At 42.1% G+C, this 17204-nt stretch carries 15 protein-coding genes, 1 tRNA gene and 2 pseudogenes; 10 read left to right on the top strand and 8 right to left on the bottom strand.

Annotated features, from left to right (window positions below; translation table 11 throughout):
• Window positions 1-324: 324 nt before the first annotated feature.
• Window positions 325-996: a hypothetical protein gene (locus E4K67_RS12190; protein WP_135547082.1), complete on the bottom strand. Its 672-nt coding sequence runs from the start codon at window positions 994-996 to the stop codon at window positions 325-327.
• Window positions 997-1404: 408 nt separating this feature from the next.
• On the opposite strand from E4K67_RS12190, the gene E4K67_RS12185 reads away from it, so the two are divergent.
• Window positions 1405-2238, top strand: coding sequence for an RES domain-containing protein (locus E4K67_RS12185; protein WP_135547080.1), 834 nt, complete (start codon window positions 1405-1407; stop codon window positions 2236-2238).
• A gap of 239 nt (window positions 2239-2477) precedes the next feature.
• Window positions 2478-2978, top strand: a complete 501-nt coding sequence (locus E4K67_RS12180) for a hypothetical protein (protein WP_206752194.1) — start codon at window positions 2478-2480, stop codon at window positions 2976-2978.
• A gap of 196 nt (window positions 2979-3174) precedes the next feature.
• Here E4K67_RS12180 and E4K67_RS12175 read toward each other — a convergent pair.
• Window positions 3175-4422: pseudogene (locus E4K67_RS12175) on the bottom strand (transposase); the annotation flags it as partial.
• Here E4K67_RS12175 and E4K67_RS12170 point away from each other — a divergent pair.
• Window positions 4423-5013: an IS91 family transposase gene (locus E4K67_RS12170; RefSeq protein ID WP_243454471.1), complete on the top strand. Its 591-nt coding sequence runs from the start codon at window positions 4423-4425 to the stop codon at window positions 5011-5013.
• Window positions 5014-5168: 155 nt separating this feature from the next.
• Here the strand turns inward: E4K67_RS12170 and E4K67_RS29740 are convergent, their stop codons facing one another.
• From E4K67_RS29740 to E4K67_RS12160, 3 genes are all read right to left on the bottom strand, one after another.
• The gene (locus E4K67_RS29740) at window positions 5169-5471 is read right to left on the bottom strand and encodes a hypothetical protein (RefSeq protein ID WP_158408461.1); all 303 of its coding nucleotides are present in this window, start codon (window positions 5469-5471) and stop codon (window positions 5169-5171) included.
• A gap of 448 nt (window positions 5472-5919) precedes the next feature.
• Window positions 5920-6702 (bottom strand): hypothetical protein, encoded by a 783-nt coding sequence (locus E4K67_RS12165; RefSeq protein WP_135547074.1) that lies wholly within the window; start codon window positions 6700-6702, stop codon window positions 5920-5922.
• Between the two features lie 250 nt (window positions 6703-6952).
• Window positions 6953-7252 (bottom strand): magnesium chelatase domain-containing protein, encoded by a 300-nt coding sequence (locus E4K67_RS12160; RefSeq protein ID WP_135547072.1) that lies wholly within the window; start codon window positions 7250-7252, stop codon window positions 6953-6955.
• A gap of 131 nt (window positions 7253-7383) precedes the next feature.
• Between E4K67_RS12160 and E4K67_RS31740 the strand changes: the two are divergent.
• Together E4K67_RS31740 and E4K67_RS30630 are read left to right on the top strand one after the other, a co-directional pair.
• A pseudogene (locus tag E4K67_RS31740) lies at window positions 7384-7979 on the top strand (transposase).
• A gap of 20 nt (window positions 7980-7999) precedes the next feature.
• Window positions 8000-8476, top strand: coding sequence for a hypothetical protein (locus E4K67_RS30630; protein ID WP_243454434.1), 477 nt, complete (start codon window positions 8000-8002; stop codon window positions 8474-8476).
• A gap of 297 nt (window positions 8477-8773) precedes the next feature.
• Here E4K67_RS30630 and E4K67_RS12150 read toward each other — a convergent pair whose 3' ends face one another.
• The 3 genes from E4K67_RS12150 to E4K67_RS12140 all read right to left on the bottom strand — a co-directional run bounded on the left by E4K67_RS12150 (window position 8774) and on the right by E4K67_RS12140 (window position 10460).
• Window positions 8774-9727 carry an IS3 family transposase gene (locus E4K67_RS12150; protein WP_135547070.1) on the bottom strand — a complete coding sequence of 318 codons (954 nt, stop codon included), beginning with the start codon at window positions 9725-9727 and terminating at the stop codon, window positions 8774-8776.
• The gene (locus E4K67_RS12145) at window positions 9724-10128 is read right to left on the bottom strand and encodes an HTH domain-containing protein (RefSeq protein ID WP_135547068.1); all 405 of its coding nucleotides are present in this window, start codon (window positions 10126-10128) and stop codon (window positions 9724-9726) included. The genes E4K67_RS12150 and E4K67_RS12145 overlap by 4 nt, the downstream gene beginning before the upstream one ends.
• A gap of 245 nt (window positions 10129-10373) precedes the next feature.
• A tRNA-Leu gene (locus tag E4K67_RS12140) sits at window positions 10374-10460 on the bottom strand.
• Window positions 10461-10634: 174 nt separating this feature from the next.
• On the opposite strand from E4K67_RS12140, the gene E4K67_RS12135 reads away from it, so the two are divergent.
• From E4K67_RS12135 to xdhA, 5 genes are all read left to right on the top strand, one after another.
• Window positions 10635-11564 carry a DMT family transporter gene (locus E4K67_RS12135; protein ID WP_135547066.1) on the top strand — a complete coding sequence of 310 codons (930 nt, stop codon included), beginning with the start codon at window positions 10635-10637 and terminating at the stop codon, window positions 11562-11564.
• A gap of 56 nt (window positions 11565-11620) precedes the next feature.
• Window positions 11621-12181, top strand: a complete 561-nt coding sequence (locus E4K67_RS12130; protein WP_135547064.1) for a UbiX family flavin prenyltransferase — start codon at window positions 11621-11623, stop codon at window positions 12179-12181.
• A gap of 102 nt (window positions 12182-12283) precedes the next feature.
• Window positions 12284-12580, top strand: a complete 297-nt coding sequence (locus E4K67_RS12125; protein ID WP_135547063.1) for a DUF1294 domain-containing protein — start codon at window positions 12284-12286, stop codon at window positions 12578-12580.
• A 79-nt stretch (window positions 12581-12659) separates the two neighbouring features.
• Complete coding sequence (locus E4K67_RS12120; RefSeq protein ID WP_135547061.1) at window positions 12660-14429, top strand: sigma 54-interacting transcriptional regulator; 1770 nt, start codon at window positions 12660-12662, stop codon at window positions 14427-14429.
• Between the two features lie 408 nt (window positions 14430-14837).
• Window positions 14838-17198, top strand: a complete 2361-nt coding sequence (xdhA, locus tag E4K67_RS12115) for a xanthine dehydrogenase molybdenum-binding subunit XdhA (RefSeq protein WP_135547059.1) — start codon at window positions 14838-14840, stop codon at window positions 17196-17198.
• Window positions 17199-17204: the final 6 nt, after the last annotated feature.

The raw sequence follows: 17204 nt of genomic DNA, 5'->3' as shown, positions 1-17204 counted from the left end.
CTTTTTTAGTTAGTGGCCTTTATATCGTCTATATTTCTTCAATAGATATAATTTACATTTATTGTATAATTGTTTAACCGTCTTCAGAACCAGAGACTTAAAAAAATAGATTAGAATTGTTGTAATTATAGTGCTCAAAACTGATGTTAAAATTATTCCGCTAGCAGTCAAAGGTCTATTATTAAGAAAAATCATCCTGATAAATACTGTCGAATCAATTTTGAATGCAGGAAAATGTTTTCTTTTGCTTTTGCCGAATGTGTTGAAGCAGAGGGAATTGAATACTAAAAAGAAAAGTAAGCATTATAAAAGCCAATAATGAAACTATTGATATTGATTTAAAAGTAATTCTTCAATTGCGTTAATAGTTGCCTTTAATTTATCATACCTCCTAATAATGAAAACATCATAGATTAATTTATAAGTTAACCACATGACGAAGGATAAGCATATCATAGAAAGAGAAAGTCCAACAAACAAACTGGATAATGACTTAGTATCCGTAGTATAGGTGAATAATTTATTAAGGAAAGCATTCCATAGTGGTAAGAGTACTACGGCCCCTGGTATGATTACTGAGAATTTCTTGTGCGATTTTGTTTCTTCACGAATTAATATATCTCGTATTTTCTCAAGATCACTTTTTGTAATTTGTTTGGATTTACAATAATCCCTTAAAGCCTCTGATTTGATCTGGGTAGATGTTTTATTATCCGGGAATTTTGATTCAATATGTTTTTGGAGACGGGATAAAACAACGATTATAAGAAGATTAATTGTTCCTCCAACCACAATGCCGATCTTCCAAGGGTAATAATTGTTGAGAACTGATTCAATCAGCGAAACTAAGATGAGGATATTTGCCATAATGTATAAAACACATAGTCCTATAAAAACACCTTTCCTTTTTGGCTTAAATATTAGAGCATAGACGCTAAATTTAGGACTATTACGAAAATTGACTAGGTCTTCAATTGAAATAAATGGTTTGTCCAATTTATAAACTCCCTTACCTTAACTTTGACAATTTTTTAATAAATAATTGTCTTTTACCTAGTTCTACTAAAAGGAAGGATAATCCTTCCTTTTACCTAATAAAGTGGTGGAAGGGGAATATCTAGCTAAAGGCATTATCGAAAGTCGTTTTGACTATGTAGCAGTAACAACTAGCCCGACCTATTCCAAATTCAAGGTAGGTATTGATGCAATTTTAGTTGCAGAAGGACGTCAAGATTTAATCGTAGTAATAGCGGCTTAATTTCACGGAGGGCAAAGCAGGGACTAGAGATAGTCTTTTTTCTTTGCCCTTCTACGAGGTTATTTGATTTGTGGAGAATCAAGGAGAATGGGTTAAAATGTAGAATACTAAATTAGTATTTAAGTATAGAAGGGACTAATTGGTATATGCAGAAAATGAATGAAAAGGATCTTACGGAAAAAATCAAACAGTTGTCGAAACTTGATTTGAGCAAAGTAGACATAACGATTGATTATTTAAAAATGCAAATTGGAGAAGTTATAGAACCTTTATTAGAAATGGTTATAGGTGCCAATTTCCCTAAAGTATATAGGGCTAGAATAAATGAGGATAAAAAATCATTTCCTAATATTAAAGACCTATGGTACCCAGACAAGGAGAAAATCAAAAAACTTGGAAGGTTTAATGCTATTCATGAACAAATGTTTTACTGTGGTACGCACCAACTGATAGCAACTTCTGAGATTAATGCTCAGGTTGGAGATGTAGTATCGGTAATGGAGTGTGAACTTAAAGAACCTAAAAGGAAGTTAAAAGTTCCAAATATATTTTTAAATGATTATAAATCTATACCGGGAATTAGTGTCAATGTCGAACCAATTGAAAAACACAATAAAGCCCACAGTATTTTAAAGACCCATGAGAATATCAAGAAGTTCACATTAATTCAGAAGTTTTTAGAATCCGAATCACTTAAGAAAGTGAGAATAGGTGAGGAGTATAATTATAAAATATCTGTTATAGTGAAAGAGATTTTATTTGCAAGAGGAGATTTAGATGGACTATGCTACCCTTCAATAGCAGTTGATAAAGAAGGCATTAACATTGTTTTAAGCCCTGACGCTATTGACAAGTACTATTTTCCAACGAAGGTTTTGGTCTTTGAAAAAATTCTTATAAATAATGAAGAATATTTTCAATTAATAAACCAATCTACATTGATAGACTCTACAAGTGGTTCGATAATGTATGAGTTATAGTATGTCATTACTCAGTTGAGGCATCAAATTAACGATTATTGAATTATCACCAAGGCGGTGTATCATTTTTAATGAGGTGAGAATGGTGACTTGGATAATTGGAGTAAATACATTCATTCATGGGCTACAGTTTTGCCTTATTATTAAGGCATCATGGGGTAATAGTTCTGAACTAGACTGCCTTCAAAAGTTTTATCCTATTACAATAATATAGGCGCTGGATTGCTGGTAGCGTCAACTTGGGTTTTAAAATGCTTGATGGACTAGCGGACTGTATAAAGAATGAGAAAGACCAAAAGGGGTTTATTCCTAGTTTTGTTGCGCAGAAATGGAGTAGCAAAGCAAAGCATATATACAACAATGCTCCTGTATTAGAGAAAAAATTAGGTTGTCATTTACTTATGATAGGAACTTTTCCAGTGTCTAAAATAACTATTGGAGATGCATGTATCCCAAAAACAGCTTTAATAAGGCTATGTTCTCCCAACTTCAAACCATATGTTGCCCATCAACATGAGATTTTGTCGATAGGATCAGGATCATCGATTGACGATTATAGAAAATTGTTAGCCTGGTGTGATTCTAACACCAATGATTTATTTAAATTTGCGGAGCACATAGATGGTAATAAAGACGTTATCATTGACATGACATTTGACCAATTTAAAGTAGAAAAAGTAATAAAATTTGGGGTGTTTGAAAAAGAAAAGTACTTACAAATACGATTAATATGTAGTTGAAGATGAGTAGAATGGCAAGCTATCAAAGCAAATTATGTAATTATTATCCTTACCAATACCAAAGATATTCTTTGTGGAGAAATACGGGTATTGAGATGTAATTCCTACTACGCAGTAGACGCATTATGTACAACAACTCAAATCGGCAAGCGCGGGTCTGTTGACAAATAGGGATAAAATTAAATTTATATAACTATCAACAAGTTCTTAATGGGAGATTTCTTTGCAGAGCAAAATTCAGACTATAAATTAGAGACGGGACAGCCGGCCTTAACGGCGCTGTCCCGTATTTCACCAGTCTTTTCAGGTTCAGTGCCATCGCCGAAAAGAGGCATTGCTCTCGAACTTTCTCAACACCTCTCTTGCGGGTGAACCTTAGATTGTGACATCGCTTTTGAAGCGCAAAATTCCCTTCGCAGATCACCTGTCGCTTTCGCATCACATAGCGGTATAGGGCAGTACCGATTAAAGCGTGGTTGCGTTCCTGATCCTCTTGATAAAAATCACGTCGGACTTCCTTGTAACCGGCTTTTCCGGTAATACAGAGGCTTTTCAAAGGACAGCATTTACAGTCTTTTGACTTTGATACGTAGTTTTTGCCGACTCTATATCGTACTTTTCTCACGCCTATATAACGCAGCGTGCATCCGTTTGGACAGATATAACGGTCATTTATTGCGTCATATTTGAAGTCTTCAATACTAAACAGTCCTCTTTCTTTGCGCCAATTAGCATTATGGCCGGTATTCAGATGGATATACCCCCTAATACCAAGCTCATGCAAACCGTGATGTACAGCTACTGTATCATAGCCGCTGTCCAATCCGGCAAAGCGGTAGGCAATGTTTAGTTTTTGCTTCTGGGATGCTATCCGTTTAACACAATAGGGCGCGTCTGTCACATCACCAGGGGTGACATGTACGTCTGTTACGATACCATACCGGATGTCCGAGCTTTGATGGCATAGATAGTGAAAGCCTGCGGGCTTGGGGTGCCTATGCATCCATCCGGCTTCAGGATCGGAGACGGACTTTTTCTTTATTTTTACGGTCATGTCGGCATCTTCTCTTTTTTGCCTGACCTTTTGACCATGTTCGTCATTTAGCTTTTGCCAGTACTCATCCGGCCCTTCCATGAGAAGTACCGTTTCCGCGTTGCCGTTAGCGGCGTTGGCCTTGATATGGGTGGAATCCATTACCACGCATTCGCCGCCTATGAGTCCTGCCTCGGCACATTTTTTAACGACCTCATGAAATATCTCCTGAAACACCTCTGAGTCTTTGAATCTGCGTCGGCGGTTCTGGGAGAAGATGGAGTGATCCGGAACTTTATCCTCCAGGTCAAGGCCAAGAAACCAGCGATAGGCGTTGTTGACTGTGACTTCTTCCTCAAGCTTCCGTTCGGAATCTATCCCGTACAAGTAGCCGATTAAAAGCATCTTTAAATATTTGCAGATCAATGGGGAAAATTCGAAACAAATAATAAGGTTCGAGATGTCGTATCTAAAGAAATTACGAAAATGCTAAAGTGCCGAGAGTTAAGCGAAGGCTATAGTGAATATCGTTGTCCCACTTGTGGCGAACGTAAGTATGTAGCATTTACTTGCAAGAGTCGATTTTGTACATCTTGCGGAAAAAAGTCTACAGATGATTGGGTAGAAAACCTATGTCAAGAGCTTTTAGACGTACCCCACCGTCATATGGTATTTACTATACCCGAGAAACTGAGAATAGTTTTTTTAAAAGATAGGAAGCTGTTAAAGGACTTATCGGATGCAGCAGGAGAAACGATTATAAGCTCATTTTGGGAACGGAGTAAGAAGCAGAAACCAACCCCAGGCATAGTTTGCGCGATCCATACGTTTGGACGAGATCTGAAATGGAATCCTCATGTTCATGTACTCGTGACAGAAGGAGTATTGAGAGAAGATAAGCAGTGGAAAGTTGTTAACTATTTTCATTATGAAATGCTAAGGAAACGGTGGCAGCATTTTATTTTAAAGGATTTAAAAGCTCAATACATGAAAAATAATTGAACCTTAGTCCTGTGACTAAAGTTCAACTATTCAGCAAAATCTTATTATCTAATTCTGGATGTCAGTATGTGTGAACAAACGGTCACTCATATGGTAGAGCTTGCTCTCTATCTCAGACACTTTGTCTACAAAGGATAAGCGTATCAGATTATTGACTAAGGACTCGTTTCACCTTCCCAAGGCGATATACTTAGCACGACTTTACCAGCACTCATAATCTGGTCACGTTCTTGGGTAGAACTTGCAGCGATCGTAACCGACGCCAGTGTGTAAACGGCGGCGGGTGTCATTGAGAGTCCGCCGGCGGCGTTCGCCGTGGATCTACTTTCAATCTTTTGTGCGCCTGCATTGAATACGGCAACAATCCGTTTGTGGCGAAATAAAGTATTCAATTGACTAGGTTGTCCGTTCGTTTGTTTGCCGCTGGACACCAATATGTCGACATAGTCTCCAGGCATTGCTCCTCCCGAGGTAATTAAATCGACTTAAAGGCCCTTACACAAGGTCAATTATTACCCAAACGCCCAGTATGAAGAACAAGCCCGGTGCTACTCTACAAAAACGGTGATACGAATACTCTTTGATCTCTAAATGTATACCACCCTTAATCTTTTGCTTTAGTCTCTATTGAATGTAAAATTTGGTAAAGAATTTTCTCGGCTTTTTTCTGCTTTGTAATTATGCATATAAAAGGTATGATTATTACTAGTAAAATAAGTAAAAAGGCTAGAAAAACAGCGAATGTTGTTGAGAATGTAATAAATGCAAGCGTAGGATACATAACATTAACCCTCCTTTATGTAAAAACAATATATTATAGATTCTTCTTTAATTAATGGAAATAGCCAAAAACTCACCAAGTTTATAAAGAGGTGAGTTTTTGACCAATAGAATAAAATTCCTTAACTAAATAAGACTTCCCCAATAGCTATAATCTCGTACATTAAAAACAAGATGATAATCAGACATTGCGGACCCACCTATAAGAGTCACTGTGAAATCAAGTTGAGCCTGCGCTGGTGTGCTACCGTCTTGATACTGGTTAGTTGTATAATCGATAGGGTCTTTCGTATACGTACCACCTGTGACGGCAACTGAGGAAGTATACGACTTAATAATATAGCTAGCCTGAGCATCCTTTTCTACGAAATTAGTATAAAAGCTCGCGCTTACATTCCCGGATTCCTTTTGCATGTAGACTCCCATAAAAGTTTTCGGTGGTAAAACCATTGGAGAAACTATTCCGTTTGCAGAACTCTCAGTCGCCAAAAGAGTGTCAACTTCTTGCGTATTTCCAATAGCCTCAATTAACTGAGCTCTATTTTCAGGAATAATACTAATTTTTTTTGTTACCTTCATTGAATTTTTGATATATGAACCATCTGGGAAAACAAATTTTTTTACGGGTTGATTTTCAGAGACATTAAGCGCGCCTTCTGGAATTAGTGCCGTAAATTTAGAGTCCATGGAATTGATTAACTGTCCACTATTAAGCTTCTCAATAAGCATTCGTTGTGTATCTACAGGTACATTCTCTGAACTGAAGTTTTTCTTTAGCTGTATAATTTCGCTGCTAGAAAGAGCACCTTTACTGGTGATAATAGGACTTTGTGCAAGAGCTGGGACTCCGAGTGCAATGACGGTGGCTATTGCAAGTATCAAACTGAGGAATTTTTTTTTCTTTTGCATAATATTCGCTTCCTTTCATTTATGGGATATTGTTATTGAAATTAAATTTTTCTGTCCTCCTTTCTAAGATAAATATGGTTCTATTACTATAGAGTCTTACAGCATGGTAAAAGGTTACAATAAAATACCCTTTATTGTAAAAAAGAAGGTTTATTTTATTTTTTCTTGAATTTAAATATTATGGAGGCTGGGATGACGATATATCATCTTCGAAGTCACTCTTTTTTTTCAAGTGCTTGTACTATTTGCCTCAAGGTCGACGTGCTATGTGTTCCAACCTATTAACCAGACGGGCTTCAACTAAATTATTAGGAGGAATTATCAAACAGAACCCCTCTGAAATCCTCGCCCCTTCAAAGTCCAGTTTATTATTCTCCTTATTCAGAGCGATGCTCATCGTCAATACGCCTGGAACTGGTCTCAAGGTTCCTTCTAGGGATAGTTCGCCGGAGAAAACATCCTGATTAAGACTTGGGCAAAGGCATTGTCCTGTCGCTGCAAGAATCCCTATTGCAATCGGCAGATCGAGACCTGATCCCTCTTTACGCAAGTCTGCAGGAGCTAAGTTAACGGTTACTTTCTAATTGGTCAGATTGTCCGAAAAGTCACCATAAACGCCCATATTGAGACAAAAAATGGTATAATAACCATATAAGGGGATTGCTTAAAAGGGGTGTCACTATGGGATTCATTTACGGAGAAAACCGGACCCAAATGCATCTCTATCCAGTAACTCTTGAAGAGCTAGTGGACGAAAATAATCCTGTTCGAGTCATTGATGCCTTTGTCGATCATTTAACTATGGACAAATTAGAGATTCAAAGAGCAACACCGGCCAGGACAGGTAGACCTCCCTATGATCCTAGAGAACTACTTAAACTTTACATATACGGTTCTTTAACCGCATCCGTTCCAGCCGTAGACTGATGCTCGAATGTGGGCGCAATATTGAGCTAATCTATCTGCTTAACCGCTTGACACCCGATTTTCGAACCATTTCGGACTTTCGAAAAAATAATGCTAAAGCCATCAAACATGTCTTTAAGGCATTTGTCAATGTATGTATGGATCTGAAGCTGTATGAGCGGGAACTGATTGCTATTGATGGTTCAAAATTCCGGGCAGTTAACGGGCGAAAGAAAATGTATAACGAGGAAATTTTAAAAAAGAAGCTGATACGGATAAGGCCGGAGTTCTGCCCACATTTTACGAGCATACAATTATGTCCATCGAGGTCTAAGAGCAGAACCAGATCAGTTGCTTCGTCCGCAATCTGAATGATACTGTTACCTGCCCGATGGGTTGTATTTTAACAAAAGTACGCACCCATAAAGGGGGAAGTGCCAGCTATCAGAACCGCTTAGCCTGTCGGCAATGCCCCAATCGCTGTACTTCGAGGAAAGATTACAAGGTAGTAAAATTTGGACCAAGCACCCGGTATGTGCCGGTTCTGATGTATGGCACTGCGTTGCGACCGCTGCAGGTGTTTCCTGCTTCGGAAACGCCCTACAATGCCTTCTCACTTCTTGAAAGGCGAACCAAAAAGAAAGTGGTTCTACATATACGCGACGACATACCGACACAAAAACTGCGCTTATGCCTCTCGGAACATCCCTTTGGTACGGTCAAATGGTACCATGGAGCCCATTATCTGTTATGTAAGGGCATAGAAAAAGCCACAGGCGAGCTGGGGCTTAGTTTTCTTGCATATAATCTGAAAAGGGCCATTAATATGGTTGGGACAAAGAAATTGGTGGAGGTTATGAGGGCATAATTGTCTTCTTTTTTGTCTTATAAAATACTTCTCTGAAAAAAACAAGCAAAATGTTGTGTACCCCATGTCAAGGACAATTTGGGTTTTTGAGATTCCAATCAAATAGGTATTTCTGTTATACTAAAGGTGCTTTACCGCAAGGGAGGATAGGGCAACGCTGAGGAGCGACCCGAGCGCCCGTGTGGGTTTACAAGGGAGGGCGGTGCGTATCAGCACCGCTTCTTTTTATTGCAGGCAAATACTGCCTCCCTGGAAACCAAAGCGAAAAACCTCGGGGTGTGGGGCAGAGCCCCACCTTCAATCTTCACCTTTTGCTTTTGGTATTGTTAATGGGTATTTTCCTGTAACGAAATACTTGTAATACTCCCTTGGAGCTAATCTTGCCAAATCCCATTGGTATCGCTCGATGTTGTAATAATCAGTCCAGCCGCTGATCACTTGGTGAATTTCTTCAAACGTTGTGCACTGAGAAATGTCAACTTCATCTTTCATGTGACCGTAAAAGGATTCCTGCGGAGCGTTATCCCAACAGTTTGCCTTTCGGGACATGGACTGCCTCAGTTCACTGTCTTTTATCAGCTGTATAAACTTGATGCTTGTGTAGTGTGCCCCTTGATCCGAATTAATCAGGGTCTCGGCTGTCAAAGAGATACCATAATTCTCGATGAGCTGATTCACGGTTTCCAGAACAAAATCGATTTCGAGAGATTCGCTCAGTACCCAAGCGAGCAACTCTTTTGTACAGGCGTCGATGATAGTAGACATATAGCACCGTGGCGCCTTCCCATTAATGATGTAGGTAATATCCGTCAGCAGAACAGCACGGGGGCCGTGTGTTTCAAATTCCCGGTTCAGCAGGTTGGGAGCAACATTGCTGGTTCTTAGTGCTTTGGCCATTCTCCGGTACGGATTTGCTTTGCGAATAGGACATATTAGCCCATATTTGTTCATCAAACGTCGGATCTTCTTAATGTTCATGTGCACCGGAGGAGCCATATGAAGAAGCCGCATGTAAATACCGCGAGCTCCCTTGTTGTAACCACGAAACCGGTAAGCCTCCAGAATTATTAGGAAATCCTTGTGGTCTTGTTCTTCACGGTGTTGTCTGAGGTCTTCCGTTTCAAGGTAATGGTAATATCCAGACCGAGAAACACCAGCAGCAGCGCACAGCCAGGCAATATTCAGCAAATTGTTGTCTCGCTGGGTCATCTCACGGATGATAGCATACTTGGCAGATGCGGGAACATTCATGATTCCGCATCCTCCCGGCCTAGAGATACAATTTTTTTTAGGAATTCTATCTCCTGATCTTTGTATGCCAGTTGCTGTTCAAGGTACTTTACTTTTGCTTCTGGATCTGTGTAGTCTTTGAGATATGACCCGTATGTTTTTAAGTCCCTGAACCCTTTTCCCGCTCGTACTTCATTTCGGATCATACCTTTCAATCCGTTTACACGATATTCGCCAAGAATATCCGGATCGACGCCGAGCTCGATAACAATATCTCGCGGCTCTTTTCCTTCTTGTATTGAATTCCAAAACAGTTCCTTAAATCTGGCCGAGAAATGCACAATACTAGGGCTTACATCCAAAACATAAGGACTTGCTCGGAGATGATTCATATCTTCTTCAGTAAATTTCTTGTTCGCCATGCGGCAGGCCTCCAATTCAGTTCAGTTTTATTGTAATACCTGTCTGAACTGGAGTCAAAAACCACTATTGTCAGAGGTTAAGGGTTTCAAAAATCCACCTGTCCGAGTTTAGGGGTTTTGAAAATCCGCCTGTCCAAAATGAAGGGTTTTGAAAACCCTTGCTGTCCGTTTTCTAGGGTACATTTTAAAATTACCACTATAAAAAACCGAAAACCCGCATGAATAGCGGGTTTTAAGACAAATTATGGTGCGGTCGAGAGGACTTGAACCTCCATGCCCTTGCGAGCACTAGAACCTGAATCTAGCGCGTCTGCCAGTTTCGCCACGACCGCGTAACAAAGGTTATTATATGAGAAGATTGAGATTTTGTCAATCATTTAATTCGTCCATTGAAAGAGTAAGGGCACGATGATACAATTATAGCATTATCTTATATAGTAGAAGACTCCTGCATGACACGATGCTAGGGGTCTTTTGTATGGGCGAAGGAGAAAGAGGGAAACTAAATGAATGCGGAAAAGAAATTTCCAGAGTGGGTACTTTGGGGAGTTGTCTTGGTTTGGGGAGCAAATTACACGGTTGGAAAATGGGGAATGGTTGGATTTGATCCCTTGACCTTTAATGTCGTTCGTTTTATAGGAGCAACGCCTTTGTTGTTTCTGTTGCTGTATGTTTTGGAAAAAAACCTGCGTATCCAGTTAAAGGATTGCTGGGAATTGGCAATGCTCGGACTCATAGGCATTACTATTTACCAGACTTTGTTCATGGCCTCTGTAAAATACGCCACGGCTACCAATGCCTCTTTAATGCTCGCCATCTCGCCAGTGTTCACCGCTATTTTTGCTTACCTAGCGGGCCAAGAGCGTTTAGGACCAAAGGGGAGATTGGGAAGCGCTTTATCTCTAGTAGGAGTCGTCTTTGTCTTGCTCTTTGGGACGAATAAATTGGCCTTAGGCTGGGACGTGCTGCGAGGAGATCTGATCGCTATTTTAGCCTCGAGCGTCTGGGGATTATACCCGGTACTTGCTAAACGCATGCTGAGTAAATATTCTGCACTTAAAACGATGACCTATGCTTCCTTATTTGGCACGATATTTTTTCTGATCATCGGAGGGAAAGGTGTACTAGCCATCACTTGGTCAGAGATAACTTTCGCGGAGTGGGGCTCTATGCTGTATTCCATTGTTCTAGTGACAGCCTTCGGACTGGTTGTTTGGTATCACGCCATAAGCCGAATAGGGGCAAATCGAGTCATGCCTTATATGTACGCGGTACCAGTAGTTGCTGTGATTACGGCGGCTATTATTCTCAGAGAACAGGTTCACTTGATGCAGGGCATAGGCGCTGTCGTCATCTTTTTAGGTATTGGTATGATTCGAAAAGACAAGTTAACGGTTATGCAAACCAAAGAGGTAGTATCCGAGATCGCGAAGTAGCATATGCGGGTTGCCGCCCTTAGGGTAGTTAGCATCGTAGATGATGGAGGTGCCATGTGAGAAAACATTTGATTGTTGGCCTGACTGGGGCAAGTGGTTCGATCTACGCCCTCACGTTAATTAATGTTCTTGCTGCTATGGATTGGCAGATAGAATTAGTCATGTCTCCGACCGGAGAAAAAGTACTTGCCTATGAAACAGGGGTCGAACGAGCGGCTTTGTCTGAAAACGTCCATATCCATGAAAATACGAATCTATTTTCAGCATTGGCCAGTGGCTCCTATCGAACCCGTGGGATGGTGGTGATTCCCTGTTCGATGAACACGTTGGGTTTGATGGCAACCGGTACAGGGGATCAGCTTCTGGCCCGAGCGGCTCAAGTTACGTTGAAAGAACGCCACCCCTTGGTGGTCGTCCCCCGGGAGATGCCTTATAATATTATTCATTTAGAAAATATGTTGCGGCTGGCACGAGCGGGGGCAACGATTATGCCTGCTTCACCAGGGTTCTATCACCATCCTCAAGATATTCAGGATTTAGTCAATCATGTGGTGGGAAGAGTCTTGGATCAGTTTGAAATTGAACATACGCTTTTTCAACGCTGGAGCGGGCTCTAAGCGAATGTGTAAGGCCCGATACTGATCATGAGTGATCGTCTTTGCTCATAAGAGTTGATCGACTAGACGATTGAATCCAACGAGTTATGTAGGAGGTAGGGCATGCTTAGTTTAAAGATATTTGTGGTAGCCTACGCCCTCTGGAATGGCTACGTTTTTATGGCGATGGGGAGAGATAAACGCCGAGCGAAGCGGCATCAGTGGAGAACGCCTGAAACTAGTTTACTTTTGATGGGAGCGGCTTTAGGCGGGATCGGACTCTATGCCGGGATGAAGTATTTCCGACATAAGACTTCGCACACGAAGTTTGTGATTGGGGCGCCAATCCTGCTAGTGTTGAACGTTTTAGTCATCGGCTTTGCATACTACGCAGGGCATTTTCGCTTGAATCTATTTTAGACATGCTGATTCGATGGTCTCTTGGATATGCCTCAGTCGTTTTAAATAGAAAATGATGGTTCTTATGGGGGTGAGCTAAATGGTTGAACTCTTAGATGTGAAAGATTATGCGCAACAAATTGCAGAAGCGATTGCCACAGTTGTGAAAATCGATATAGAGATCGCGGATCATAACCTGATTCGCATTGCTGGAACGGGGAAGTATCACAAAGGGGTCGGTCAATCGATGGACCGGCAGGGTTATGTGTATCAGGAAGTTCTGCGGACGGGGCATCAGTTTATTATTGAAACACCGGGCCAGCATCCTCTGTGTGCTCCGTGTAAAGCGCGGGGGAATTGTTCGGAAAGTTATGAAGTGGTTTCCCCGATCAATGTGGATGGTAAAGCGGTGGGCGCGATCGGGCTTATTTGCTTTACTGAAGCCCAAGCGAAACTTGTGGAGGAAAATCAACACTCCTATCTTATTTTCCTAACTAAAATGGCCGAAACGATTGCCTTAAAACTTAAGGAACAAGAGTTTCTAGCCGGTCTTGTTTCGTCTAATCACTATTTGAATTCGATTATCGACTGTCTGGACGAAGGGCTCCTAACCGCGGATCTTACGGGAAATATCCTTCACTTCAACCAGTCTGCCCAGCGGCTCTTTAGCGCCAATTTGTTGACACCCGGGAGTAATCTATCCTCTCTCTTTACAGCTCAAATTGTCACAGATATCCTTAAGGTCGGCAAAAACGCCGATGAAGTGGTCGAGCGTGAAGTGCATATTGAAACCAAGAAAAATAGGGTTCAGATGGTCTTGCGTGCCTTGCCCATTGATGGTGAAGATGGGATCAAGGGTATTGCCGTGATCCTGCGCCCGTTTGATGAAATTAGCCAAATTGTCACTCGCCTTAGCCAGCAAAATGCCGGGTACACGATTCAAGATATTTTGGGTACCAGTGAAGCGATGTGTGAAATACGTGAGCGGGCCAAAGTCATTGCTGGGGGCAAGTCAACTGTGTTGATTCGAGGGGAAAGTGGAACGGGTAAAGAGATGTTGGCTCGGGCGATTCATAATCTCAGTCCTAGGCACCAGGGGATGTTTATGGCGATTAACTGTACAGCCATTCCTGAAGCGTTACTGGAAAGTGAACTGTTTGGTTATGAGGAGGGTGCTTTTACCGGCGCTCGTAAAGGGGGTAAAATCGGGAAGATTGAATTGGCCAACAAAGGAACACTTTTTCTCGATGAAATAGGGGATATGCCTTTATTCTTACAGGCCAAGATTCTCAGGGTTTTACAAGAACGTCAAGTAGAGCGCATTGGCGGAATAACACCGACTGCCGTCGATGTTCGGGTGATCGCGGCAACCCATCGTAACCTTGAGGAAATGTTGGCCAAAGGGGAATTCCGAGAAGATTTATATTATCGGATTAACGTAATTCCTATGCTTATCAAACCCTTGCGCGAACGAAAAGAAGATTTGACCACCTTATGTGAGCATTTTATCCAGGTCTACAATCAGCAACTCAATAAAAATGTCCAGTTTTTATCCGATGGCTTTCGGCAAAGGTTGCGCGACTATTCGTGGCCAGGCAATGTTCGTGAGCTACAGAATATTCTAGAATATGCGATGAGCTTAACGGAAGATTCAACCTTAACAGAAGACCATTTATCCCCTAGACTTAAGCAGTCGGAAAAGTCCGAGGATCTAGATGGATTTAATTTGGAAAATATCGAGAGGGAAACCATTCTTCGTTGCCTCCGAACGTCCGAAGATAGTGTGCGGGGGAAAGAACGAGCTGCGAAGGCCTTAGGAATTGGGATGGCCACACTTTACAGAAAACTGGCACGCTATAACATTCAGTAGTCCTACTTAAATCATGTTTTCTGGGCATAATGCTCTGAGGACATGTTTTCAAGATGGATATTATTATCATTTTGATAAGATATTATCGTATCGATAAACATGGAGATGCCTATGGCACGGTGGAGGTGGGTGTAAGTAGGCGTGATATATTTCTCGTTTTGATAGAGAGTTGTTGAGAGGTTAAGATAAGAAGTCGTTGATTGAGCCACTTTACGACATTTCAGCCAGTTGGCACGGATTTTGCACAGGTATAAAGGCATAATATATAGAGGTGATTAACTTCGAACTCACTAAGCACTTATGAGTGGCATAGGAACAAGTGAACTCGTTCAACTAAAGTTGAACTGACACCACTCCCGCTTGTAGAAGTAGGAGCCTCATTAAACGTCGGGACGGAGGGAATTTTTAATGGCTTACACAGTGGTGGGAAAAAGCGTTAGCAGAGTAGATGCTATCGCCAAGGTTACAGGTAAGGCTAAATATACGGATGATTTTCCTGAGCGGGATATGTTAGTCGGGAAAATCCTGCACAGCCCCTATGCCCATGCGATTATTAAATCGATTGATGTAAGTTTGGCCAAGGCTTTGCCTGGCGTGGAGGCTGTATTAACGTATAAAGACCTACCGCGAATTAACTATGCTACGTCGTTGCCGGGTTTTGTAGATGATGGTATAGAGGAAGAGTTTGAAGCTGACCGCCTAAAATATGGGACGGCAGGACATCCCTATTCCCTCGACCCTGGCCATCGGGATGTAGAGGACCGTCATATTTTGACGAAAAAAGCCCGTTTTGTGGGAGATAACATAGCGGCTGTGGTGGCGACGGATGAACTAATCGCGGAAAAGGCTTTAAAATTAATTAAGGTTGAATACGAGGTATTGGAAGCGCTAACAAGCACGGACGCTGCACTTAAAGAAGGCGCCCCGTTGATTCACGAAGAACGCGAGCGAAATATTTTAGCATCGGGTGGGTACGCCATCGGAGATGTGGAAGAAGCTTTCAAAGAATCCGACCATGTCTTTGAAGGGGAATATGAAACAAGTATTGTGCAACATTGCCATATGGAAAATCAAACCTCCTATGCCTATCAAGACTCCGATGGACGAATTGTGATCGTCACCTCGACTCAGATTCCACAAATTGTGCGTCGCGTGGTTGCTCAATCGCTGGGGCTTCCTTGGGGGCGGGTGCGCGTGATTAAACCATTTGTCGGCGGAGGGTTTGGCAATAAGCAAGATGTTTGCATTGAGCCTTTAAATGCTGCGATGACTTTAGCTGTGGGCGGGAGACCCGTGAAAATCGAACTTTCTCGCGAAGAGAGTATGGTTGACACGCGTACGCGTCATGCTTTTAAGTTTAAAATTAAAACAGGGATCAATCAAGATGGAAAAATTATTGGGATTCATATTACTGCTGTCTCCAATACTGGGGCCTATGCCTCGCACGGTCATTCCATTGCGGGCAGTGCAGGTGGGAAATTCCGCTATCTTTATCCTACGAAGGCACTGAAATATGAGCCTATGACGGTTTACACGAACTTGCCTGTCGCTGGGGCGATGCGAGGGTACGGGTGTCCGCAAATTTTTTATGCCTTTGAATCTCATCTTGAAGATATTGCCAAACGCTTGAATATGGACCCCATCGAGATCCGCCGCAAAAACGTAGTGGAAGTTGGGTATGTCGATCCTGTCAGTAAAAATAAGATCACGAGCTGTGGCATACGCGAGTGCATCGATAAGGGGAAGGCCTTAATTAAGTGGGACGAGAAGAAGGCCCTCTACAAAGAACAGAGTGGAGATAAAGTTCGGGGTGTGGGCATGGCTTGCTTCAGTTATGCCTCTGGAACCTACCCGGTGGCTTTAGAGTTGGCGGGGGCTCGAATTGTCTTAAACCAAGATGGCTCGGTACAACTACAAATTGGGGCAACGGATACAGGGCAGGGCAGTGACACGGTTTTTGGCCAGATGGTGGCAGAAGTGCTGGGGCTCCCCATGGACATGGTGCATGTTCACTCAACGCAAGACACGGATATTACCCCCTTTGATACAGGGTGTTACGCCTCGAGACAAACCTATGTTTCAGGCATGGCGGTGGAAAAGGCAGCCCTCGAAGTTAAAGCGAAGATTCTTGGCTTCGCCTCGAGTATGACTGATATTCCTGCCGACAAACTGGATCTCTTAGACCAAAAGATTGTTCTCAAACATTCTGGGGAAAGCGTCTTGTCCCTCGAACAAGTTGCAATGCAGTCCTACTATGACCGCGTTCTTGCTAAGCCTATTACGAGCGATATTTCTAATAATGCCCGCATTAATGCCATCCCTTTTGGGGTGACCTTTGCCGAGGTGGAAGTGGACATTAAGACTGGGAAGATCGAAGTCTTAGAAATTTTCAATGTTCATGATTCAGGGACGATCGTCAATCCGCAAATGGCTGAGGGACAAGTGCACGGTGGGGTGAGTATGGGAATTGGCTATGCGCTTTCTGAACAGTTGCTCTTTGATGCAGTCACAGGGAAGCCCCTCAACAACAATTTACTAGACTATAAACTTCCCACCATTATGGATACTCCGGACATTGGTGTAGCCTTCGTGGAAGCCTATGAACCAACCGGACCCTTTGGTGTTAAATCTCTGGGGGAACCTCCGACGATAACCCCTGCTCCTGCGATTCGTAACGCCGTCTTGGATGCGACGGGTGTTGCCTTTAATCGGTTGCCGATGAATCCGCAACGGGTCTTCGAAGGCTTCAAAAATGCTGGATTAATCTAGGAAGGC

Source organism: Desulfosporosinus fructosivorans (assembly GCF_004766045.1).
In the GTDB taxonomy this organism is placed as follows: Bacteria; Bacillota; Desulfitobacteriia; order Desulfitobacteriales; family Desulfitobacteriaceae; genus Desulfosporosinus; species Desulfosporosinus fructosivorans.
Note: the sequence above shows the minus strand (reverse complement) of the source record. Positions and strands in the feature narration are given on the sequence as shown.

Excerpts from the sequence above, each read along its gene's own strand:
- E4K67_RS12185 (WP_135547080.1), top strand. The coding sequence starts at position 1,405 with ATGCAGAAAATGAATGAAAAGGATCTTACGGAAAAAATCAAACAGTTG.
- xdhA (WP_135547059.1), top strand. The coding sequence starts at position 14,838 with ATGGCTTACACAGTGGTGGGAAAAAGCGTTAGCAGAGTAGATGCTATC.
- E4K67_RS12125 (WP_135547063.1), top strand. The coding sequence starts at position 12,284 with ATGCTTAGTTTAAAGATATTTGTGGTAGCCTACGCCCTCTGGAATGGC.
- E4K67_RS29740 (WP_158408461.1), bottom strand. The coding sequence starts at position 5,471 with ATGCCTGGAGACTATGTCGACATATTGGTGTCCAGCGGCAAACAAACG.
- E4K67_RS12145 (WP_135547068.1), bottom strand. The coding sequence starts at position 10,128 with ATGGCGAACAAGAAATTTACTGAAGAAGATATGAATCATCTCCGAGCA.
- E4K67_RS12165 (WP_135547074.1), bottom strand. The coding sequence starts at position 6,702 with ATGCAAAAGAAAAAAAAATTCCTCAGTTTGATACTTGCAATAGCCACC.
- E4K67_RS12135 (WP_135547066.1), top strand. The coding sequence starts at position 10,635 with ATGAATGCGGAAAAGAAATTTCCAGAGTGGGTACTTTGGGGAGTTGTC.
- E4K67_RS12120 (WP_135547061.1), top strand. The coding sequence starts at position 12,660 with ATGGTTGAACTCTTAGATGTGAAAGATTATGCGCAACAAATTGCAGAA.
- E4K67_RS30630 (WP_243454434.1), top strand. The coding sequence starts at position 8,000 with ATGGGTTGTATTTTAACAAAAGTACGCACCCATAAAGGGGGAAGTGCC.
- E4K67_RS12150 (WP_135547070.1), bottom strand. The coding sequence starts at position 9,727 with ATGAATGTTCCCGCATCTGCCAAGTATGCTATCATCCGTGAGATGACC.